Source organism: Enterobacter cloacae complex sp. 394I7 (genome assembly GCF_057320345.1).
This window is the reverse complement of the sequence record NZ_JBXWCR010000001.1, coordinates 1,160,861-1,182,406: the sequence shown is the minus strand read 5'-3', so window position 1 is coordinate 1,182,406 and position 21,546 is coordinate 1,160,861. Positions and strand designations below refer to the sequence as shown.

General features: G+C 55.4%; 23 protein-coding genes. 9 read left to right on the top strand and 14 right to left on the bottom strand.

Annotated elements, in window-relative coordinates; all coding sequences use genetic code 11:
* Positions 1 to 10: 10 nt before the first annotated feature.
* Positions 11 to 1,207, top strand: coding sequence for a sugar transporter (locus AC2FAP_RS05700; RefSeq protein WP_020884157.1), 1,197 nt, complete (start codon positions 11 to 13; stop codon positions 1,205 to 1,207).
* A 58-nt stretch (positions 1,208 to 1,265) separates the two neighbouring features.
* Here the strand turns inward: AC2FAP_RS05700 and AC2FAP_RS05695 are convergent, their stop codons facing one another.
* Positions 1,266 to 1,931, bottom strand: a complete 666-nt coding sequence (locus AC2FAP_RS05695; protein WP_014170045.1) for a MarC family NAAT transporter — start codon at positions 1,929 to 1,931, stop codon at positions 1,266 to 1,268.
* Between the two features lie 256 nt (positions 1,932 to 2,187).
* Here AC2FAP_RS05695 and marR point away from each other — a divergent pair, with 256 nt between their 5' ends.
* The 3 genes from marR to marB are packed head-to-tail and all read left to right on the top strand — an operon-like array spanning position 2,188 to position 3,274.
* The gene (gene marR / locus AC2FAP_RS05690; protein WP_020884159.1) at positions 2,188 to 2,622 is read left to right on the top strand and encodes a multiple antibiotic resistance transcriptional regulator MarR; all 435 of its coding nucleotides are present in this window, start codon (positions 2,188 to 2,190) and stop codon (positions 2,620 to 2,622) included.
* Positions 2,623 to 2,642: 20 nt separating this feature from the next.
* Positions 2,643 to 3,023, top strand: coding sequence for an MDR efflux pump AcrAB transcriptional activator MarA (gene marA, locus AC2FAP_RS05685; RefSeq protein ID WP_008502237.1), 381 nt, complete (start codon positions 2,643 to 2,645; stop codon positions 3,021 to 3,023).
* A gap of 32 nt (positions 3,024 to 3,055) precedes the next feature.
* Positions 3,056 to 3,274 carry a multiple antibiotic resistance protein MarB gene (gene marB, locus AC2FAP_RS05680; protein WP_014170042.1) on the top strand — a complete coding sequence of 73 codons (219 nt, stop codon included), beginning with the start codon at positions 3,056 to 3,058 and terminating at the stop codon, positions 3,272 to 3,274.
* 38 nt (positions 3,275 to 3,312) lie between these two features.
* Here the strand turns inward: marB and eamA are convergent, their stop codons facing one another.
* The gene (eamA, locus tag AC2FAP_RS05675) at positions 3,313 to 4,212 is read right to left on the bottom strand and encodes an O-acetylserine/cysteine exporter (RefSeq protein WP_449541640.1); all 900 of its coding nucleotides are present in this window, start codon (positions 4,210 to 4,212) and stop codon (positions 3,313 to 3,315) included.
* Positions 4,213 to 4,415: 203 nt separating this feature from the next.
* Here eamA and ydeE point away from each other — a divergent pair, with 203 nt between their 5' ends.
* Positions 4,416 to 5,654, top strand: a complete 1,239-nt coding sequence (ydeE, locus tag AC2FAP_RS05670; RefSeq protein ID WP_376711904.1) for an efflux MFS transporter YdeE — start codon at positions 4,416 to 4,418, stop codon at positions 5,652 to 5,654.
* Positions 5,655 to 5,702: 48 nt separating this feature from the next.
* On the opposite strand, the gene zinT is transcribed toward ydeE, so the two are convergent.
* The 8 genes from zinT to AC2FAP_RS05630 form a co-directional block, all read right to left on the bottom strand.
* Complete coding sequence (gene zinT / locus AC2FAP_RS05665) at positions 5,703 to 6,341, bottom strand: metal-binding protein ZinT (RefSeq protein ID WP_041162947.1); 639 nt, start codon at positions 6,339 to 6,341, stop codon at positions 5,703 to 5,705.
* Positions 6,342 to 6,393: 52 nt separating this feature from the next.
* The gene (gene urtE, locus AC2FAP_RS05660; RefSeq protein WP_014170038.1) at positions 6,394 to 7,092 is read right to left on the bottom strand and encodes an urea ABC transporter ATP-binding subunit UrtE; all 699 of its coding nucleotides are present in this window, start codon (positions 7,090 to 7,092) and stop codon (positions 6,394 to 6,396) included.
* A gap of 9 nt (positions 7,093 to 7,101) precedes the next feature.
* The gene (urtD, locus tag AC2FAP_RS05655) at positions 7,102 to 7,899 is read right to left on the bottom strand and encodes an urea ABC transporter ATP-binding protein UrtD (protein ID WP_014170037.1); all 798 of its coding nucleotides are present in this window, start codon (positions 7,897 to 7,899) and stop codon (positions 7,102 to 7,104) included.
* On the bottom strand, positions 7,899 to 8,972 hold the full coding sequence (gene urtC / locus AC2FAP_RS05650) for an urea ABC transporter permease subunit UrtC (RefSeq protein WP_063924954.1): 1,074 nt from the start codon (positions 8,970 to 8,972) through the stop codon (positions 7,899 to 7,901). Before urtC ends, urtD begins: the two co-directional genes overlap by 1 nt.
* Positions 8,972 to 10,546: an urea ABC transporter permease subunit UrtB gene (gene urtB / locus AC2FAP_RS05645; protein WP_032681020.1), complete on the bottom strand. Its 1,575-nt coding sequence runs from the start codon at positions 10,544 to 10,546 to the stop codon at positions 8,972 to 8,974. The genes urtC and urtB overlap by 1 nt, the downstream gene beginning before the upstream one ends.
* A 24-nt stretch (positions 10,547 to 10,570) precedes the next feature.
* Positions 10,571 to 11,842, bottom strand: coding sequence for an urea ABC transporter substrate-binding protein (gene urtA / locus AC2FAP_RS05640; RefSeq protein ID WP_020884166.1), 1,272 nt, complete (start codon positions 11,840 to 11,842; stop codon positions 10,571 to 10,573).
* A gap of 203 nt (positions 11,843 to 12,045) precedes the next feature.
* The gene (locus AC2FAP_RS05635; protein ID WP_078774036.1) at positions 12,046 to 13,149 is read right to left on the bottom strand and encodes a cobalamin-independent methionine synthase II family protein; all 1,104 of its coding nucleotides are present in this window, start codon (positions 13,147 to 13,149) and stop codon (positions 12,046 to 12,048) included.
* A 156-nt stretch (positions 13,150 to 13,305) separates the two neighbouring features.
* On the bottom strand, positions 13,306 to 13,719 hold the full coding sequence (locus tag AC2FAP_RS05630) for a rhodanese-like domain-containing protein (RefSeq protein WP_059305983.1): 414 nt from the start codon (positions 13,717 to 13,719) through the stop codon (positions 13,306 to 13,308).
* 73 nt (positions 13,720 to 13,792) lie between these two features.
* On the opposite strand from AC2FAP_RS05630, the gene ftrA reads away from it, so the two are divergent.
* Positions 13,793 to 14,794, top strand: a complete 1,002-nt coding sequence (ftrA, locus tag AC2FAP_RS05625; protein ID WP_032670382.1) for a transcriptional regulator FtrA — start codon at positions 13,793 to 13,795, stop codon at positions 14,792 to 14,794.
* Positions 14,795 to 14,952: 158 nt separating this feature from the next.
* Here ftrA and AC2FAP_RS05620 read toward each other — a convergent pair whose 3' ends face one another.
* Entirely contained in the window at positions 14,953 to 15,315 is a 363-nt protein-coding gene (locus tag AC2FAP_RS05620; protein ID WP_020884170.1) for a hypothetical protein, read from the bottom strand.
* 242 nt (positions 15,316 to 15,557) lie between these two features.
* Between AC2FAP_RS05620 and AC2FAP_RS05615 the strand changes: the two genes are divergently transcribed.
* Positions 15,558 to 15,788, top strand: coding sequence for a DUF2554 family protein (locus AC2FAP_RS05615; RefSeq protein WP_025204219.1), 231 nt, complete (start codon positions 15,558 to 15,560; stop codon positions 15,786 to 15,788).
* Here the strand turns inward: AC2FAP_RS05615 and AC2FAP_RS05610 are convergent, their stop codons facing one another.
* Together AC2FAP_RS05610 and AC2FAP_RS05605 are read right to left on the bottom strand one after the other, a co-directional pair.
* Entirely contained in the window at positions 15,789 to 17,753 is a 1,965-nt protein-coding gene (locus tag AC2FAP_RS05610; RefSeq protein WP_014170027.1) for a peptidase U32 family protein, read from the bottom strand. It abuts the gene before it with no gap.
* Between the two features lie 80 nt (positions 17,754 to 17,833).
* The gene (locus AC2FAP_RS05605; RefSeq protein ID WP_279259267.1) at positions 17,834 to 18,361 is read right to left on the bottom strand and encodes a helix-turn-helix domain-containing protein; all 528 of its coding nucleotides are present in this window, start codon (positions 18,359 to 18,361) and stop codon (positions 17,834 to 17,836) included.
* 92 nt (positions 18,362 to 18,453) lie between these two features.
* On the opposite strand from AC2FAP_RS05605, the gene AC2FAP_RS05600 reads away from it, so the two are divergent.
* On the top strand, positions 18,454 to 19,620 hold the full coding sequence (locus tag AC2FAP_RS05600; protein ID WP_078774035.1) for a benzoate/H(+) symporter BenE family transporter: 1,167 nt from the start codon (positions 18,454 to 18,456) through the stop codon (positions 19,618 to 19,620).
* On the opposite strand, the gene AC2FAP_RS05595 is transcribed toward AC2FAP_RS05600, so the two are convergent.
* Positions 19,600 to 20,472, bottom strand: a complete 873-nt coding sequence (locus AC2FAP_RS05595; protein WP_279259265.1) for a helix-turn-helix domain-containing protein — start codon at positions 20,470 to 20,472, stop codon at positions 19,600 to 19,602. The genes AC2FAP_RS05600 and AC2FAP_RS05595 overlap by 21 nt on opposite strands.
* Positions 20,473 to 20,645: 173 nt before the next feature.
* Here AC2FAP_RS05595 and AC2FAP_RS05590 point away from each other — a divergent pair, with 173 nt between their 5' ends.
* Positions 20,646 to 21,542: a DMT family transporter gene (locus tag AC2FAP_RS05590; protein ID WP_014170023.1), complete on the top strand. Its 897-nt coding sequence runs from the start codon at positions 20,646 to 20,648 to the stop codon at positions 21,540 to 21,542.
* Positions 21,543 to 21,546: the final 4 nt, after the last annotated feature.

Here is a 21,546-nt window from a genome sequence, read left to right as displayed (position 1 = left end):
CGACATCGCTATGACAACGAACACAGTTACCCGCAGAGTCGCGTGGCTACGCGTGGTCACGCTGGCAATTGCCGCGTTTATTTTTAATACCACAGAATTTGTTCCGGTTGGGCTGTTGTCTGACATCGCTGAAAGTTTCCAGATGGAAACCGCGCAGGTGGGCATTATGTTGACCATCTATGCCTGGGTGGTGGCACTGATGTCACTGCCGTTTATGCTGCTGACCAGCCAGATGGAACGGCGAAAGCTGCTGATCGGGCTGTTTGCCCTGTTTATCGTCAGCCACGTCCTGTCGTTTCTGGCGTGGAACTTTACGGTGCTGGTCATCAGCCGCGTCGGTATCGCCTTTGCCCATGCCGTATTCTGGTCGATCACCGCGTCACTGGCCATCCGCCTGGCACCTGCGGGTAAACGCGCGCAGGCGCTGAGCCTGATAGCCACCGGCACGGCACTGGCTATGGTCCTGGGCCTGCCGATTGGCCGTATCGTTGGGCAATACTTTGGCTGGCGAACCACGTTCTTCGCTATCGGCATGGGGGCAATGATCACCCTGGTCTGCCTGATTAAACTGCTGCCGAAGCTGCCAAGCGAACACTCCGGCTCGCTGAAAAGCCTGCCGCTGTTAATGCGTCGTCCGGCATTGCTGAGTATCTATCTGCTTACGGTCATTGTGGTCACGGCACATTACACCGCCTACAGCTATATTGAGCCGTTCGTTCAGGTCGTGGCCGGCTTTAGCGCCAACTTTGCCACCGTTCTGCTGTTGATCCTGGGGGGCGCGGGCATTATTGGCAGTATTCTGTTTGGTAAGCTCGGCAATCAGCACGCGTCGGCGCTGGTCAGCAGCGCCATTGGTTTACTGCTGGCGTGCCTGGTGTTACTCATGCCAGCGGCGGGCAGCGAGGGTCATCTGGCCGTCCTGAGCCTGTTCTGGGGAGTGGCGATCATGATTATCGGTCTGGGTATGCAGGTGAAGGTGCTGGCCCTCGCGCCGGACGCAACGGATGTGGCGATGTCACTGTTCTCGGGGATTTTCAATCTTGGTATTGGCGCGGGCGCGCTGCTGGGAAATCAGATTAGCCTTCACGTGTCGATGTCGGCGATTGGCTATCTGGGTGCCATTCCGGCACTGGTGGCGCTCATCTGGTCCCTGCTCATCTTCCGTAAATGGCCGGTCGCACTGGAAGAACAGGCCCATCACGGGTAGACCGCAGTCAACGTAAAACGGCAACCGAGGTTGCCGTTTTGCACTACCGCGCGGGTGATTAATGGTACGTCTTAATAATCTCCAGCACGCCGTTGATAATAAACTGCACGCCCATACACACCAGTAAGAAGCCCATCAGGCGGGAAATCGCCTCAATGCCGCCCTTGCCGACCCAGCGCATGATCGCGCCTGAACTGCGCAAGGATGCCCATACGATGATACCAATCAGTGCAAAAATCAGCGGGGGCGCAACCGTGATGACCCAGTCCGGGAAGGTCGAACCATCCCGCACCGTTGACGCGGAGCTGATGATCATCGCAATCGTTCCTGGCCCCGCCGTACTGGGCATCGCCAGCGGGACAAAAGCAATATTCGCGCTGGGCTCGGTTTCCAGCTCTTCGGATTTGCTTTTGGCCTCAGGTGACTCATGCGCTTTCTGCGCAGGGAACAGCATACGGAACCCGATGAAGGCGACAATCAGTCCGCCGGCAATACGCAGACCCGGGATAGAGATTCCGAAGGTGTTCATCACCAGCTGTCCGGCGTAGTAAGCCACCATCATGATGGCAAACACATAGACCGAGGCCATCATCGACTGGTGGTTACGCTCGGCGCTGTTCATGTTCCCTGCCAGCCCCAGGAAGAGCGCAACCGTCGTTAGCGGGTTAGCCAACGGCAGCAATACCACCAGCCCCAGACCAATTGCTTTAATCAAATCCAACATAGTGCGTCGTTGTCCTTATCCATGTTTATCACCGCCATTATAGGGTGAAAGTGTGACGTTCAGCCATTCGCTCAACGTAACGATTATTTACGGTCATTAACGATAACCCTTCGTTATCTATTTGAATTGAAAGCATGCAAAAAAAGTTCATGAAACGTTTTAGCAATTCGTGGCATCCGTTGATCCATTCAGTTGACTTATACTTGCCTGAGCAATAATATCTGCCGTGACTAAACTACTTGCCAGGGCAACCATTGTGAAAAGCACCAGTGATCTCTTTAACGACATTATTCCGCTGGGTCGTCTTATTCATATGGTTAACCAGAAAAAAGATCGCCTGCTCAATGACTATCTGTCACCGCTGGATATCACCGCCACGCAGTTCAAAGTGCTGTGCTCCATTCGCTGCGAAGTGTGTATCACGCCGGTTGAGCTGAAAAAGGTGCTCTCTGTCGATCTGGGTGCGCTAACCCGCATGCTCGATCGTCTCGTTTGCAAAGGATGGATAGAACGAAGCCCTAACCCGAATGACAAACGCGGCGTCCTGGTGAAACTCACCAGCGATGGCGCGGCTATGTGCGAGCAATGTCATCAACTAGTAGGACAAACACTGCATCAGGAACTAACAAAAAACTTAACGGCAGATGAAGTGGCAACGCTTGAGCTTTTGCTTAAGAAAATACTGCCGTAAACAGAAAAAGAGGTATGACGATGTCCAGACGCAATACTGACGCTATTACTATTCATAGCATTTTGGACTGGATCGAAGATAACCTGGAATCGCCGCTCTCCCTTGAAAAAGTGTCAGAGCGTTCAGGTTACTCCAAATGGCACCTGCAACGGATGTTCAAAAAAGAGACCGGCCATTCATTAGGTCAATATATTCGCAGCCGCAAGCTGACGGAAATTGCCCAGAAGCTGAAAGAAAGCAATGAGCCGATCCTTTATCTGGCGGAACGTTACGGTTTTGAATCACAGCAAACCCTGACGCGTACGTTTAAGAACTACTTCGACGTGCCGCCTCACAAATACCGTATTACCAGCGTGCCGGGTGAATCCCGATACCTGTATCCACTAAAACATTGTAGTTAATCATCGCCTGTAAAGACGTAACCGAGGAAATCATGAAAGTTACAGCCTCCGCCGCCCTCGCCTTGCTGGTGCTGTTTTCCAGCCAGACCTTCGCGGAGCAAACCCCTCGTGCAACGCAGCAAAATAATCGTGATACGATGATTTTGCCGTCAGCACATGACCAGTCACCTTATGACTTCAACCACATGGGTGCTGGTAGTGACAAATCCGACGAGTTAGGCGTGCCTTATTATAATCAGCACAGCTTCTGATTCGTTTTTGCCCCGCGGATGCGGGGCTTTTTTTATGCCTATCCTCTTGCCCGCGTTACCCGACGCACGCGCAAACCAAACACGTTGATGTACAGCCCGGCCATGATCAGCACGGCCCCCAGCAGCTGCAGCGCACTCAGCTTTTCATCGAGCAACAGCGCGGCGCTGGCCAACCCTACCACCGGAACCAGCAGGGATAACGGCGCCACGCGCCAGGTTTCGTAGCGACCCAGCAGCGATCCCCAGATCCCGTAACCAATAATGGTGGCCACAAACGCCAGGTAGATCAGCGATAAAATGGTGGTGAGATCGATTTCCACCAGGCTTTTCAGCATCACGTCCGGCCCATCAAAAATGAGCGCCGCAACCATAAACGGAACAATGGGGATCAAGGCGCTCCAGACCACCAGCGACATCACGTTAGGGCGCGCCTCATGCTGCATAATTAGCTTGTTGAAGATATTTCCGCAGGCCCAACTCAACCCCGCCGCCAGCGTTAACATAAAGCCCAGTAACGCCACGTGCTGCCCGTTCAGGCTGGCTTCTATCAGCACCAGCACGCCGAACACCGCAAGGGTGATCCCCGCCAGCTGTTTACCCTGCAGACGCTCGCCAAACACAAACGCCCCGAGAATGATGGTAAAGAACGCCTGAGCCTGTAACACCAGAGAAGCCAGACCGGCGGGCATCCCGAACTTAATGGCGCAGAACAGAAACGCGAACTGGCCAAAGCTGATGGTCAGGCCGTATCCCAGTAAGAGTCTGAACGGAATTTTCGGGCGCGCGACAAAGAAGAGCGCCGGGAAAGCCACCAGCAGAAAACGCAAACCGGCCAGCATGAGTGGGGGCATGTTATGCAACCCAAGCTTGATGACCACAAAATTCAGACCCCATACGATGACCACCAGCAACGCCAGCAGCCCGTCTTTTCGCGTCATACTCTGCCCCTGAATGATTAAATTTTTGTAAACACTTCAAGGTAACGAAAAAAACATGCCACGAGAAGATCATTATTTCTGGCAGTCAACTGAAGCACTTACGGATAAATTAGGCGCTATACAAGCCCCTTATGTCGTGATACTCCTGATATATACCTAAAATAATACACGTTGCAGGATGGCGGCGAGCAAGCGCGGCCAGAATCTCTGCGGCTCAAAAAAAACAAACGCAATTGTCAGGCAGGAATATGAAACCATCACTCAGGCGCTCAACCGCAGCGCTGCTGGCGTCGTCGTTATTATTAACCATTGGTCGTGGGGCAACGCTGCCGTTTATGACCATCTATCTCACGCGCGTATTTAATATGAGCGTTGAGAATATTGGTTATGCCCTGACCATTGCGCTTACCGTCGGTGTGGTATTCAGTATGGGGTTTGGCATCCTCGCCGATAAGTTTGATAAAAAGCGCTACATGCTGATGTCTATCGTCGCCTTTATTGCCGGGTTTGTTGCTATCCCGCTGGTGGATAACGTCACGCTGGTGGTGCTCTTCTTTTCCCTGATTAACTGCGCCTATTCGGTATTTTCAACGGTGCTGAAGGCCTGGTTTGCCGATGTGCTAACCTCGAGCCAAAAAGCGCGCGTTTTCTCGCTAAACTATAGCTTCCTGAACATTGGCTGGACGATCGGGCCGCCGGTGGGCACCTTACTGGTGATGTACAGCCTGCAGCTGCCGTTCTGGCTGGCCGCTTTTTGTGCCGCACTGCCGCTCGGTTTTATCCATTTCTTCGTGCAAAAAAGCGTTGCGCTCGATGCCACCGAAGAGAAAATGCCGTGGCAACCGTCAGTACTGCTTAAAGACCGCGCGCTCTTCTGGTACACCCTTTCCGGCCTGCTGGCGTCGTATGTGGGCGGGTCATTCGCCAGCTGTATTTCGCAGTACGTGTTGGCTGCGAATGCCGACAGCAACTTTGCGCAAAACGTGGTTGCCGTGGTGCTGCCGGTGAATGCTGCGGTGGTCGTCACCCTGCAATACGTTATCGGTCGCAAGATCTCCGCCACCAATATACGTCCGCTGATGACGGTGGGAACACTCTTCTTCGTCCTGGGTCTGGGCGGTTTTATGCTCTCCGGGGAAAACCTGGTCTACTGGGGCATTGCGGCAGCGGTGTTTACGCTGGGTGAGATTATCTATGCACCGGGCGAATATATGCTGATCGACAATATTGCCCCGCCGGGTATGAAAGCGAGTTATTTCTCTGCACAGGCGCTGGGCTGGCTTGGGGCGGCGGCAAACCCGATGATCACCGGTATTATCCTTACCAACCTGCCGCACTGGTCATTGTTTGCGATCATGATGGTTGCCATCGTGATTGCCTGGCTGATGATTTTGCGTGGAATGAGCGTGAAGGCGTGGTGCGAAATGCCGAAAGTGGCTTAAGTCCTCAACGCCGGGCGGCATGGCGCCCACCCGGCATCGGGCAGGCCATTAATGGTGCAGCATCTCGTCGACCACCTGCTGTTTGTACATTTCGTTCGGGTAGTACGTCGGCCAGTTATCCATCTCTTTTAGCAGCGCCTCGTGGGAGGTGTTGCCCATAAAGATATGGAAATGGGAAGAGGCTTTTGGGGCGATGGTATGGTCGCTGAACTGGACAAACTTCGGCGCCTTGCTGTCCGGATCTTTACACTCGAACAGATAGCGAACCCCTTTCTTACCTGATGCATAAGTCAGGATCTTATAGCCGCTGTAATCATACTGGCAGCGACTGATAGCCTTACCTTTGTGGAATTCCATCACGTTGTTTTCGATGCCGATAGCCTCAACGTCCGTCGCATACCCTGTGCGATAGTAGGCTTTCACCTCGTCGAAGGATTTTTTGTCCTTCTGCGCTTTCTGTTTAAAAACCGGATCCAGCGCGCCATCGAGCAAAAACGGATAGACGGATTGCCATGTCCCATCCCAGTCAGACAGCTTTCTGTCTTTGACGTCTTTATCCTCAAAGACGCCGTTCGCCGCCTTCTGTTCCGCTTCCGTCATCTGATGTCCATGCGAATGGGCAAACAGCTGACCACTTACCAGCAGCGCCCCCAGAGTCATTGCAAATTTGCCAATATGTGCAGCCAAAACAAACTCCTCACTCCGTTTTATAAGAATGAGTATGTTATAATATAACATTTCAAATCGCAACCAGTCCGCGAACGCCCTCTTGTTCCATTGTATCGCCCCGTCCACGCTGGATGATGGTCCCGCGCGACATCAGCAGATAGCTGTCGGCAAGTTCAGCGGCGAAATCGTAAAACTGCTCTACGAGCAGGATTGCCATATCCCCTCTGTCCGCCAGCTTGCGGATAACCAGGCCTATCTCTTTGATTACCGACGGCTGAATACCTTCCGTGGGTTCATCGAGGATTAACAGCTGTGGCCGGCTCGCCAGGGCGCGACCAATCGCCAGCTGTTGCTGCTGACCGCCGGAGAGATCGCCTCCACGACGATGCTTCATCTCTTTAAGCACCGGGAACAACTGCCAGATATCCTCCGGGACGCGCTTTGCGTCGCGGGCGGGGAAGCGTGACAGCCCGAGCAACAGATTCTCCTCGACCGTTAAGCGTGGAAAAATCTCACGCCCCTGCGGAACATAGGCCACACCCGACTGCACGCGCTGGTGCGGCTTGCTGTGGGTGATTTTTTTTCCCTGCCAGATAATGTCTCCTGTTTTTACCGGGATCAGGCCCATCAGACACTTGAGCAGCGTGGTTTTCCCCACCCCGTTGCGCCCCAGCAGGCAGGTCACTTCGCCGGTCGCCGCCTCAAAACTGACCCCGCGCAGAATATGACTGCCGCCGTAATACTGATTCAGTTCGTTCACCTGTAACATGACGACTCCTTAGCGTCCCAGATAGACTTCTATGACCTGCTCATTCGCCTGTACCTGGCGAAGTGACCCCTCCGCCAGCACGCGTCCCTGGTGCAGTACCGTCACGTGATCGGCAATGGTTTCGACAAAGCCCATATCATGCTCGACCACCATCAGGGAGTGTTTGCCCGCAAGGGTTCTGAACAGCTCAGCCGTATAGTCGGTCTCCGCGTCGGTCATTCCGGCCGCCGGTTCATCCAGCAACAGCAGATGCGGGTCCTGCACCAGCAGCATGCCAATCTCCAGAAACTGCTTTTGCCCGTGCGAAAGCAGCCCGGCGCGGCGATTGCGCTCACCGCCAAGCCGCAGCAAGAGCAGCATCTCGTCAATACGGTCCCGTTGCTCGCCGTTGAGTCTGGCCCGCAGGCTCGCCCAGACGGATTTGTCGGTTTTCATCGCAATCTCAAGGTTTTCCCACACCGTGAGCGCTTCAAAGACCGTGGGCTTCTGGAACTTACGTCCGATGCCCTGGCGGGCGATCTCGGCGGGTTCAAGCGCCGTCAGGTCGATGGACTGATCGTACAGCGCTCTGCCGCTTTTAGGCCGCGTTTTGCCGGTAATCACGTCCATTAATGTCGTTTTTCCCGCACCGTTTGGGCCAATCACGCAGCGCAATTCACCCACGCCAATGTTCAGTGAGAGGTCCGTCAGCGCCTGAAAACCATCAAAATTCACGTTGATGGCTTCAAGCTGCAGTACCGGATCGGTCTGGTCGCGATAGCGATCCCCGGGTAACTGGCGGGTAAATAATCCTTCGGCTGGCTGCATTAGTGTTCTCCCTTACGAAACAGACCGTAGACACCGCGCGGTAAAAACAGCGTCACGGCGATGAAAATCAGCCCCAGAAACAGCTGCCAGTATTCCGGCAGGGCAACGGTAAAGACGCTCTTCGCACCGTTCACCAGCGCCGCGCCTATCACCGGGCCGACCAGCGTGCCGCGCCCCCCCAGCGCAACCCAGATGGCCGCTTCAATTGAGTTGGTTGGCGACATTTCACCCGGGTTGATAATGCCCACCTGCGGCACATACAGTGCACCGGCCAGACCGCAGAGTACGGCTGAAAGTGTCCACACCAGCAGCTTGAAACCGCGGGGATCGTACCCGCAAAACGTCAGGCGGTTTTCGGCGTCACGCACCGCGGTCAGAATGCGACCGAACTTACTTTTCGCCAGCGCGAAGCCTGTGCCCAGCGCTATCAGCAACAGCATCACGGTAGCCAGAAACAGCGCAATACGGGTGGTGGTCGCGGTAACGGAAAACCCGAGCAGCGTGGTAAAACCGGTAAATCCGTTATTCCCGCCAAAGCCGGTTTCATTGCGAAAGAACAGCAACATCCCCGCGTACGTCAGCGCCTGGGTCATGATCGAAAAATAGACCCCTTTGATTTTTGAGCGAAAGGCAAACCAGCCAAACACCAGCGCCAGCATCCCCGGCACCATCACAATTAATACCAGTGCCCAGACAAAGTGCTGCGTCCCCCACCAGAACCATGGCAGTTCGCTCCAGGAGAGAAACGACATAAACGCGGGCAGCCCGTCACCCGCCGCCTGGCGCATCAGGTACATGCCCATCGCATAGCCGCCCAGCGCGAAGAAGATACCGTGGCCCAGGGAGAGCATTCCGGCATAGCCCCACACCAGATCGAGCGCCACGGCGACAATGGCATAGCAGAGGATCTTACCCGTGAGCGTGAGCATCCAGGTCGAGATCGCCAGCGGATGCGTCGAGGGCAGTAAGGCGAAAAACGGTAAAATCAGCAGGCAGGCCACGATCAGGCTACCGGCTATCTGTGTCGTGCGTGGCGCTTTGCGCGCCAGCGTTAAGGTAAGCGGCTGGCTCATCAGTCAGTAACCCTCCCTTTCAGTGCGAATAACCCCTGCGGACGTTTCTGAATAAACAGAATAATCGCCACCAGGATCAGGATTTTGCCCAATACTGCCCCCATTTGCGGTTCGAGAATTTTATTAAAGATCCCCAGCCCAAACGCCGCGGCCACGCTACCTGCCAGTTGACCCACCCCGCCAAGCACCACCACGAGGAACGAGTCGATGATGTAACCCTGGCCCAGTTCTGGCCCAACGTTGCCTAACTGCGATAACGCCACGCCCCCCAGACCCGCAATCCCCGAGCCAAGCCCAAAGGCCAGCATATCGACGCGACCTGTCGGTACCCCGCAGCAGGCTGCCATGCTGCGATTTTGCGTCACTGCGCGCACGTTCAGTCCAAGACGGGTTTTGTTCAGAATGAGCCACGTGAAGAACAGCACCAGCAGCACAAAACCCAGTACCACAATGCGGTTCCACGGCAGCGTCAGATTGGCAAACACCTGCACGCCACCGGACAGCCATGCCGGGTTTGCCACCTCCAGGTTCTGGGCGCCAAACGTCATGCGTACCAGCTGAATAATCATCAGGCTGATACCCCATGTCGCCAGCAGCGTTTCCAGCGGTCGGCCATACAAATGACGAATAACGGTACGCTCGAGCACCATCCCGATGCTGGCGGTCACAATAAACGCCACCGGCAGCGCAACGATCGGGTAGAGCGCCAGCCACTGTGGGGCGAAGCCGGCCATCAGCTGCTGAACCATCCAGGTGGCGTACGCGCCCAGCATCAGCATCTCCCCGTGAGCCATGTTAATCACCCCCAGCAGGCCGTAGGTAATTGCCAGCCCCAGCGCGGCGAGCAACAGTACCGACCCCAGCGAGAGCCCCATAAACGCCTGACCAAGCAGATCGCCCCACATCAGGCGATGCTCAATCTGTTTCAGACTTTCGGCAGCGGCAGCACGCACGCCGGCATCCGGCTCCGATCCTGCCTGCGTATACGGCATCAGCCGGGACTGAACGTCCGGATCGTCTGATTGCCCTAACAGCGCCACAGCGTTCAGGCGCACCGCAGCCTTCGGACTTGCCAGCTGGAGGTTCGCCAGCGCCAGCTTCAGCGACTGACGGGCCACATCATCCGTTTCGCTGCTCACCTGTTTTTGCAGGAAATCGAGCATTTCAGGCTGCGCATCCCGCTGGAGTTGACGGGCTGCCGCACGCCTTTCCGTGACACTGTCACTCACGAGCTGATGGGTTGCCATTGCCGTCGCCACCAGATTGCGCAGCCGGTTGGTCAGACGCACGGCTTTGGTTTGGCCTGCTGCGGCTTTTGTTTCACCCAGGGGAACCATTGCCCCCTGGCGTTGTGCAAACGCATGTTTCTGGCTGTCGGTGTAGAGACTTTCACTCTGCAGCGCCTGGAGCAGCGGCAACCGTGCCGCCTCCGGCGCGGTTGCCCACTGCGTCAACAGTTCTGCCTGCTGGCTGCGACTGGCGGCCACGAATTGGTCGGCATCCGATGCCTGCACCATCCCTGGCAGCAGTCCGGTAAGCCACACAATAGCGATGATCGTGCGTATGGCGTTCATGACTTTTCTCCCTGCGGTGATAACTTAGTTGCTGGCGGTTTTCATCGGCTGATCGGGCTTTTTGTCATTACCGGCAATGAAGGGACTCCACGGCTGGGCGCGCACCGGCTGTTCCGTCTGCCAGACCACATTAAACTGGCCGTTACCTTCAATTTCGCCAATCATGACCGGCTTATGCAGATGGTGGTTGGTGGCATCCATGGTGAGCGTAAAGCCTGAAGGTGCCTTGAAGGACTGACCGGCCATTGCCGCCCGAACTTTATCGACGTCGGTGGTACCTGCTTTTTCAACCGCCTGCGCCCACATGTGGATCCCGACGTAGGTGGCTTCCATCGGGTCGTTGGTGACCACGGTGTCGGCGTTCGGCAATTTGTGTGCCCTGGCATACGCTTTGTAATCCGCCACAAACGCCTGGTTGGTCGGGTTATCAACGGACTCAAAGTAGTTCCACGCCGCCAGGTTGCCCACCAGCGGTTTGGTGTCGATCCCGCGCAGCTCCTCTTCTCCCACGGAGAAGGCCACAACAGGAACATCGGTAGCTTTCAGGCCCTGGTTAGCCAGCTCTTTATAGAACGGAACGTTGGAGTCGCCGTTGATGGTGGAAACCACCGCGGTTTTCCCTCCGGCAGAGAATTTTTTGATACTGGAAACGATTGTCTGGTAATCGCTGTGACCAAACGGGGTGTATACCTCTTCAATGTCTTTGTCTTCCACCCCTTTCGAATGCAGGAAAGCACGCAAGATTTTGTTCGTGGTGCGGGGATAAACGTAGTCGGTGCCTAACAGGAAGAAGCGTTTCGCGCTGCCTCCGTCTTCACTCATCAGGTACTCCACCGCCGGGATAGCCTGCTGGTTTGGCGCGGCACCGGTATAGAAGACGTTAGGTGACATCTCTTCACCCTCATACTGCACCGGGTAGAACAGCAGTCCGTTCAGCTCCTCAAACACCGGCAGCACCGATTTACGCGACACCGACGTCCAGCAACCAAACACCACCGCTACTTTGTCCTGGCTCAACAGCTGGCGCGCTTTTTCGGCAAACAGCGGCCAGTTCGAGGCCGGGTCAACCACTACCGGTTCCAGCTTCTTACCCAGCACGCCCCCTTTGGCGTTGATCTCATCGATGGTCATCAGCGCAACATCTTTAAGCGGCGTTTCGGAAATCGCCATCGTGCCGGAAAGGGAATGCATGATCCCCACCTTGATGGTATCGGCCGCCTGAGCGCCAAAACTCATCCCCATAGCTACGACAGACGCGGACAATGCGAAGGCTTTTAATAAGGTACGACGGTGCATATTTTCACTCCTGAAAAAGAAAGCTGTGCAAAGGCGTCCGTTACGGCGTGGACGCAGAAAATAAAAACGTCAGCTTAGAGAGAGCAAAAAGGATGCCAGGATGGATAAAGCGCTATGACAGGAGAAGTAACGAAGGATGTAAAAAGAACGACTCAGAATGGTACAGCGCTGCACTTTTATAATGCAGCGCTGTGGCGGAGGGTTTACCAGACTTCGCTGGCGATCTGCGTCACCAGGCGGACTTTGTCCCACTGCTGGGTTTCGCTCAGGCTGTTGCCCTCTTCGGTAGAGGCAAATCCGCACTGCGGGCTCAGGCAAATCTGCTCTTTAGCCACGTATTTCGCCGCCTCCTCCAGACGCGCCTTCACCCCTTCCGGGTTCTCCAGCTCGCCATTTTTGGTGGTGATAAGGCCGAGCACCACCTGCTGCTTGCCCGGGCGAACAAAACGCAGTGGCGCAAAATCACCGCTCCGGTCATTGTCGTACTCAAGGAAAAAGGCATCCACGTTGACCGTCCCGAACAGCACTTCAGCCACCGGCTCATAGCCCCCTTCGGAAATCCAGGTTGAACGGAAGTTTCCGCGACAGACATGCAGCCCGATGGTGAGATCGTCCGGCTTGCCCTCCAGTGCCTTATTCAGAACGCGGGCATAAATACGCGCCAGCTCGTCGGCATCTTCACCACGCTCGCGGATCTGACGACGTTGATCGTCCGAACAGAGATAGGCCCAGACGGTGTCATCCAGCTGCAGATAACGGCAGCCCGCGTCGTAAAACGCCCGGATCGCGTCCCGCCAGGTGGTCGCCAGATCGTCAAAATAGTCCTTCAGATCCGGGTAGACCGTCGCATCAATGTCTTTGCGTCCACCGCGGAAATGCAGCACGCTCGGGCTGGGAATGGTCATCTTCGGCTGAGCATTGCCGCTAATGCTTTTCAGGTAGCGGAAATCCTCCAGCATCGGGTGATCGCCAAAGCCCAGCTTGCCGGTCACGCGCACGCCGTGGGCTTTGGTCTGTACACCGTTGAACTGAATACCCTGCTGAGAATCGTAACGCTCAACACCCTGCAGACCGTCGAAGAAATCAAAGTGCCACCAGGCACGACGAAATTCACCGTCGGTCACCACATGCAAGCCACAGGCGCACTGCTGCTCGACAACATGGCGGATCGCCTCATCCTCAACCGCACGAAGCTGCCCGGCATCAATTTCGCCGCTGGCGAATTTCAGGCGAGCCTGTTTGATGGCATCCGGACGTAAAAAGCTGCCGACTACATCGGCGCGGTATGGGGCATGGTGACGTTGCATGGAAATCTCCTTTATCTGCCGACAATAATTGCCTGCAGTGATAATTCATTATTTGAATCTTTAGACTTCTGGATGTCTAAATGTCCAAAAAAGATGTCATACCTGCCGCCAGCCGGCAAACGAGAAAATTTCACGGGTGTTGAAAAAAATTCATCTTCACAGTGCGGAGAGCGATTCCTGGCTCGCAAACTCAAACTTTTCATCTTCCCAGCCGGTGATCCCACCGAGCATAATTTTCACCGGCAGCCCCAGACGCGCCAGCTTCAGCGCGGCTCTGTCCGCACCGTTGCAGTGAGGCCCGGCGCAATAGACCACAAACAGCGTGCCGTCAGGCCACTGGGCCATGCGTTCGGCGGTGATCTGACTCCACGGCATATGTAGCGCACCGGGAACGTGACGGCGGGCGAACTGCTGCGGGCTCCCGACGACGTGCAGCAGGACGAAATCCTGCTCGTGATTCGTGATGGCATGATGCACATCGGCGCAATCGGTCTCGACGCTCAGGCGTCGCAGAAAATGGGTAACGGCTTCCTGGGGTTCAGCAGCCGGAAATTCAGTAACATAACTCATGATCCTTCCTCATCTTTGGCGTTTGTGTTAACACTACTCTATCCACAAATTCAGCCCGTGAATGCGCTCGCTTATGCCAGAAAACAGCAAAAAGATGACAAACTTAAGACAGATTTCCCGCCCTCAGGTCATTGTGCTGGCGTATGACGGTTTGTGTACCTTTGAGTTTGGCGTGGCAGTGGAAATCTTTGGTCTGCCGCGTCCGGAGCTGGGAGACGAATGGTATCGTTTTGCCGTGGCGGGCGTAGACAGCGGTGAACTTCGGGCGACCGGGGGGATTCGCCTCATCACCGACGGCGATTTAACCCTGCTTGAGACGGCCGACCTGATCGTTGTGCCCGGCTGGCGAGGACTGGATTCACCGGTTCCGCCCGCGCTCTGCGCGGCATTACGTAAGGCCAATGCGCGGGGATGCCAGCTTTTGTCGATCTGTTCCGGCGTGTTTGTTCTTGCCGCTGCCGGGCTGCTGGATGGGCGTAAAGCCACAACGCACTGGCGCTATATTGAGGCGCTTAAGGCCCGGTACCCGGCCATCGAGGTGGTTGAAGATGTACTTTATCAGGACGACGGCGACATTCTCACCTCGGCGGGCAGCGCGGCAGGCATTGATTTATGCCTGCACGTGGTCCGGCGGGATTATGGGATGGAAATCGCCAACACCGTAGCGCGTCGTCTGGTCATTCCCCCGCACCGGGATGGCTCACAGCCGCAGCAGCTAAGCCGCCCGGTGGCGCAACTGCGCGAAAGTCAACGTCTCGGTCAGCTGTTTGATTTTCTGCACACCCATCTTGCCGTATCGCACAGCGTTGATTCACTGGCGCGTCGGGTCGGCATGAGTCAACGCACCTTTCTGCGCCGCTTTCAGGATGCGACCGGCACCACGCCCGCGCGCTGGCTGCTCAATGAGCGCCTGCTGAGGGCAAAAGATTATCTGGAAAGCAGTCGTTTAAGTATCGACAGCATCGCGGAGCAGACCGGATTCGGTCAGGCATCGACCCTGCGTCACCATTTTCGGCAGCAGTTCGCCCTTTCACCGGCCCAGTATCGCAAACACTATTCGCGTCCTGCCCGCTAGTGGCCGGATTGCAGACAAAAAAAACCGCCATAATATGGCGGTAAATGCTTGCATGGATAGATTTGTATTTTGGTCTCTACGTCCCGACACTCCATGGCCGGGCAGCGGATCTCTTACAAACTAACATCCATAGTCTCAATGAAAGGTAAACAGCCTGATTAACCCGCTTTGGTATTGATTTGCAAATAACGCATCAGACCCTGCTCCGCGCTCTGTTTTGCATCATCATTGATGGCTTCCAGATAAAACGAACGCGACACACCATACGGTGCTTTTTCAGACGGATAAACCGCGAACTCGAATGTTTTACCTCTTGCCTGATTGGTGCAGCCTAATTGCCAGCGCTGGTCATCAATTTTGGTGCTATTACAGGCCACGCGTCCGTAATCGCTGGTTAAATATGACCCAACACGCGCTTTCGCGGACTGAATATATTCTGGTTCGTCATTACTAATAGAGTAAATACCTGCACCCGCCCCAACAGCAACCACCAGCAGCGCAAGCGCTATCATTTTTTTCATTTAACAAGACCCATTCCTTAGCCAGAGTTTAACCATTATATAGGATTTATCCTTAAAGCTAGTGGCTAATTACGTACCAGAATTGGCGGTTAACAAACTTGATGCTAATTTTAGGAAAAGTCTCATCACAGCTGTCGCCGCACAGAATTTGACACTCTCTTTGCGCTAATTTGAATTTTTGAATAATTTCCCGAAGAAATTATTGGCATGATAGTCCCGCGATGGCATTCAACGGTGAAATAATGATGAGAAAAGGGTTAACGCTGATATTGCTGGTGTGTGGATTATTTTCAGGTCAGCTCATGGCAGGACATAAAGGCCATGAATATGTGTGGGTAAAGAATGTGGAACATCAGCTCCGCCATGAAGCGGATAGCGATGAATTACGCAGCGTTGCAGAAGAGTCAGCGGAAGGTTTGCGCGAACACCACCTGTGGCAGAAATCGCGCAAACCAGACACGCACTTTCGGTAATTAATTACCCTTACGCTTCGGCAGGGTTTTCATTAAATCGTCCGGGCTCACGGAGGCCACAACGCTACCCGGCGACGGCATTTTGAAAATATGATTTTTCATCTTGCCAATCACATGCATTTCGCACGGACGGCAGTCAAATTTCAGGGTCAGCACTTCGTCGCCATTTACCAGCTGCATCGGTGTGGCCTTCCAGCTTTTAATATTCCCTTTCGCCTGTTTCGGGCAGAGGTTGAAAGCGAAGCGGAGACAGTGCTTGGTGATCATCACCGGCACGTCGCCCTTCTCTTCATGCGCTTCATAGGCTGCGTCAATCAGCTGTACGCCGTGACGGTGATAGAATTCACGCGCTTTGTGGTTATAGACGTTCGCCAGGAAGGACAAGTGCGTGTCAGGGTAAACCGGCGCAGGAACGGTTTCGGCCTTGCGGCTGCCGCGTGGATAGTTAGCCAGGCGGGCGGCATCCAGCATTTCTGCCGTCTCGCGGCGGAACTGGTTCAGCAGGCTGTTCGGAACAAACAGGGCATCCGGCAGGTTAACGTCGATATGACGCGCGTAGTAAAGGGTCTGCCCCAGCTTCGCCACGCCATCCTTCAGGTTGTTAAGGGCTTTTTCCGCGTTGTTTGCCACCTCGAACAGACCATCAAGCGTATGCGTCACGCTGATACCGTCTTCACAGGTCATGGTCAGGATCAGCTGCTCTTCCCAGCCGCCCAGTTCAATGTCCACCGCGATACGACGTTCGCTCGAGGTTTTCAGCAGCGCCTGCTGCCAGTTGTGGTCAAGGTTACGGTTCAGTGCCGCGTTAGGGCGCGCTTTGTAGAGATCCGCAGGCATCTCGTTTGGCCATACGCGATAGCGATTTTCACCGGTTTTTTCCACCGTATTCGCACGGAAGCCCACCACTTCACGCTTGATCATCACGTTCAGTCCATCGCCGTTGGCCAGCGGCTCGGTCACTTCCACGTCGAGGTGATCTTTTGCCACTTTCAGCACTTCACCCACCGGTAACCCGATAAACTTCGGTGAATCAAACGCACCGATATCCCCTTTACGGGCATTCACAAAGTAGTCAGTGCTGCCGCGGTGGAAAGTTTTGTCCGTTGACGGAATAAAGAAATGCTCGGTACGACCGGCCGACGCACGCGCCAGGTCACCGCGATCTTCAATGATGGCATCCAGCATCTGACGATAGTGAGCGGTGATATTCTTCACGTAGCTCATGTCTTTATAACGCCCTTCAATTTTGAAGGAGCGCACACCGGCGTCAATCAGCGCACCCAGGTTGGCGGTCTGATCGTTATCTTTCATCGAGAGCAGGTGTTTTTCGAACGCCACAACGCGGCCCTGATCGTCTTTCAGGGTATACGGCAGACGACATGCCTGAGAGCAGTCGCCGCGGTTGGCGCTGCGCCCCGTCTGGGCGTGGGAAATATTGCACTGACCAGAATAGGCGACGCACAGCGCGCCGTGGATAAAGAATTCAATGGTTGCGTCGGTCGCCTGGTGAATATCGCGGATCTGGTTCAGGTTCAGCTCACGCGCCAGCACGATCTGGGAAAAACCCACATCAGAAAGAAACTTCGCCTTCTCTACCGTGCGGATATCGCACTGGGTACTGGCGTGCAGTTCAATGGGGGGAATATCCAGCTCCAGCACGCCCATATCCTGCACAATCAGGGCATCGACGCCGGTCTGGTAGAGATCGGTAATTAAACGTTGCGCAGGCTCCAGCTCATCATCATGCAGAATCGTGTTCAGGGTCACGAACACTTTCGCCCCAAAGCGATGGGCGAACGGCACCAGTTCAGCAATATCGCTCAGGCTGTTGCTGGCGTTATGGCGGGCACCAAAGCCAGGCCCACCAATGTAGACGGCATCAGCACCATGAAGGATCGCTTCACGGGCGATAGAGGCGTCGCGGGCCGGGCTTAAGAGTTCGAGATGATGGGATTGCAGGCGCATACTTCGTCGTTATCCGTTATGGTCAAAATGGCGGCTATTGTAGTCAGAAGTATGCGGCAGCGAAACAGTTTTGCGTCGCTTCAGCGGGGATAATGGATCAGGGAGTGAAAATGCACCGGCCGGTCGCTGCTGTTGCGATAGGCGTGCGGTTTATCCCCGGCAAAACGCACCCCCGAATCGGCACTAATGGTCTGCCACTCGCCATCGATGTTCATCTCCAGTTCGCCGCTGATCACCACCACGTGTTCAATCACGCCAGCCTCGTGGGGCGTGGATTCGCTCAGGGCGCCGGCAGCGAGGGTTATCGAAAAGTGGTCAAACTTTAGCGTCTCATCCCACGGGAATAACGGTTTCACCACCATCGCCTGCTGTTCCGGGTCGAATACCGCCTGCCTGTCAGCTGCCGGCGTGATGAAGGCAGAAAAAGGGATGTTCAGCCCCGTGGCGATTTTCCACAACGTGGATACCGTCGGGCTGGATTCATTGCGCTCGATTTGCCCGAGCATGGCCTTTGAAACGCCGGTCTCTTCCGCCAGTCTGGCGAGGCTCCAGCCACGCGCCTGACGCTCGGTTTTCAGTGTGTAAGCAAGATGTTGTGTGATGTCCATGTTCCCTCCTGATGCGACCGATCATACCACTTGTACGCTATAACGCACAGTGTTACCTTAAAGTGGACGTTATAACGCACAACGGAGTTTTTATGCGCCCTTCATCCTCACTCTTTCCTGCCGTTCTCGCCGGTTTTGTCGCCGTTCTGGTGGGATATGCCAGTTCCGCCGCCATTATCTGGCAAGCCGCCGCTGCCGCAGGCGCAAACGCGCAGCAGATCGCCGGCTGGATGACGGCCCTGGGGATAGGTATGGGGGTCAGCACGCTGGCGCTTTCCTGGTGGTATAAAGCCCCGGTGCTCACCGCCTGGTCTACACCAGGCGCGGCACTGTTAGCCACCAGCCTGCACGGGGTAACGCTTGCCGAGACCATCGGGATTTTTATCTTTGCCAACGCGCTCATTCTGCTGTGCGGCGTAACCGGGTTGTTTGCTCGCCTGATGAAGCTTATCCCGCATTCCCTTGCCGCCGCTATGCTCGCCGGGGTGCTGCTCAGGTTTGGACTGCAGGCGTTCAGCAATCTTGAGGGACATTTTTTACTGTGCGGCAGCATGCTGGCGGCATGGCTGTTCGCCAAAGCGCTGGCCCCTCGCTACGCCATTGTCGCCACGTTGCTGGTGGGCAGTATGGTGGCCTGGGCGGGAGGTGACGTTGTCACAAAAGAGTTAACCCTTTCCGTGGTGATGCCCACGTTTATCGCACCGACCTTTACGTTAACCAGTCTGATAAGCATTGGCGTGCCCTTCTTCCTGGTCACCATGGCGTCCCAGAATGCGCCGGGCTTCGCCACGATGCAGGCTTCCGGCTATCCGCTGGCCGTATCACCGCTGATGATCGTCACCGGAGGGCTGGCATTGGTGTTATCCCCGTTCGGCGTCTTTTCCATCTGTATCGCCGCGATCACCGCTGCGATTTGCCAGAGTCCGGATGCGCACCCGGATGCCAGCAAACGCTGGCTTGCCGCCATGGCCGCAGGCGGGTTTTATCTGCTGGCGGGCATTTTTGGCGGATCCATTTCCGGGCTGATGGCCTCCCTTCCCCTGAGCTGGATCCAGATGCTCGCCGGCCTGGCGCTGCTGGGCACCATCAGCGGGAGCTTGTATCAGGCACTGAACAACGAAACGGAGCGCGACGCGGCAATAGTCACCTTTCTGATGACCGCCAGCGGCGTCACGATCCTGGGTATTGGCTCTGCGTTCTGGGGGCTGGTGCTGGGCGGCGTATGTTATACGGTCTTTTCACACCTTCGCCGCGCGTAGCTGCGAGGGCGTTATGCCCATCATGCTGCGAAAGCGGTTACTGAAATGGCTGGCGGAGTTAAACCCGCAGGCCAGCGCGATATCGGTGAGCGGTGTGCTTGTGTGCTGCACCAGCGCTTTGGCTTTCTCCATCCGACGCTGCATCACGTACTGATGTGGCGCCAGCCCCATGGACTGACGGAACATTCTGGCGAAATGATACTCGCTCAGCGCGGCCTGTTCGGCCAGTTCCGCCAGCGTCAGCGGCTGGGAAAGGTTCTCTTCGATAAACGCCAGCACGTTACGCAGCACAAACGGCGACAACCCGCCGGTCACCACCGGCAGTTTCCACTGCACGCTGGAGTAATTCTGTAACAGGTGGGTCATCAACAGCGTAGACGCGGTACTCAGGGTGAGCTGGTTAGCTTTTTGCTGCCAGTCGCAGCCGAGCAAAAACTGACGGTAAAGCGCGGTAATTTTCGGGTCGCTGCCGAAGATCTTTTCATCCAGCGTCAGGGACAGCGGGCGCTTGTCCCAGATTTTTTCCCCGACATCACGCAGATGCTCATCGGTGCAGTAGAGATGGACAAACGTCAGGTCATCGCGAATATCCCACGTCGATTCACTCTCTTTTGGCATCAGACAGAAACGGTCCGGGCCGCCGCCGTTTTTCCAGCCGCCCGGCGTTTTTTGATAGCTCTCATAACCGTCCGCCACGTACAGGCTGAGGGTATGGTGATTACTTTTCACGGTTATCGTGTCGTGCTTGTTGTACCAGGCTGCCAGTTGAATACCGGAATTCAGCGCAACGGTTTCCCGCAGCACGGCGTTCTGCTGGCGTAGCGTTTCAAAGGTATCGTAAGCGCGAGACATAGCTATTAACGGGTGAGTAATCAGACTCTCAGTCTATGAAGTGTTGCGCTACGATGCCAGATCTGCAGCCACAAAAAAGCGCAAGAATATGCAAGTCCACCGCAAATCGGTGAAAGCAATGTCATGCCACTCGCGCCAGACTGCACTTTTCGCTGTGTGAGAAGAGAGCAACAATGAACGCATTACTCTATGGACTGGTGGTGGTGATATGGGGAACAACCTGGATTGCCATTTTCCTGCAACAGGGGCCAGTCGCAGCCCCGGTGTCAATTTTCTGGCGCTTTGCCGTGGCTTGCGCCACGATCATGATCGTCTTAATTGCCCTGCGCCGGCTTCGTAAGCTGGCCTTGCGGGACCATCTCTTTTGCATGCTGCAGGGATGCTGCGTTTTTTGCTTCAACTTCTGGTGTTTTTATACCGCCGCCGCGCACATCAATACCGGGCTGGAGTCGGTCATTTTCTCAATGGCCGTACTGTATAACGCTATCAACAGTTTTATTTTCTTCGGTCAGCGCCCACCCGCACGCTTCTGGACGGCGGCGGCCCTGGGACTTATCGGGATCATCACCCTCTTCTGGGACGACCTGCTGGCGAGTGGCTGGAGTGCCTCCCTGCTGACGGGGATTGGCCTTTCAGCACTGGGGACCTACGGGTTCTCGCTGGGCAATATGATCAGCATGCGCCACCAGCGAAAAGGGCTGGAGACCATGACCACCAACGCCTGGGCGATGTTTTACGGTACGGTCATTATGGGCTGCATTGCCCTGTTCCGGGGTGACAGTTTTATCCCCGAATGGACGGTGAGTTACATTGGTGCGCTGCTTTATCTCGCCATTTTTGGTTCGGTCATCGCTTTTGGCGCCTACTTCACGCTGGTGGGACGCATTGGCCCGGGCAAAGCGGCATACAGTACGCTGCTCTTCCCGCTGGTGGCGCTGTCCATCTCCACGGTCTATGAAGGTTACGTGTGGCATCTCAACGGCATCATTGGATTACTGCTGATTCTGGGCGGGAATATGGTGATGTTTACGAAACCGGAAACCTGGTTCAGACGTTTGCGTATGGCATAAAAAA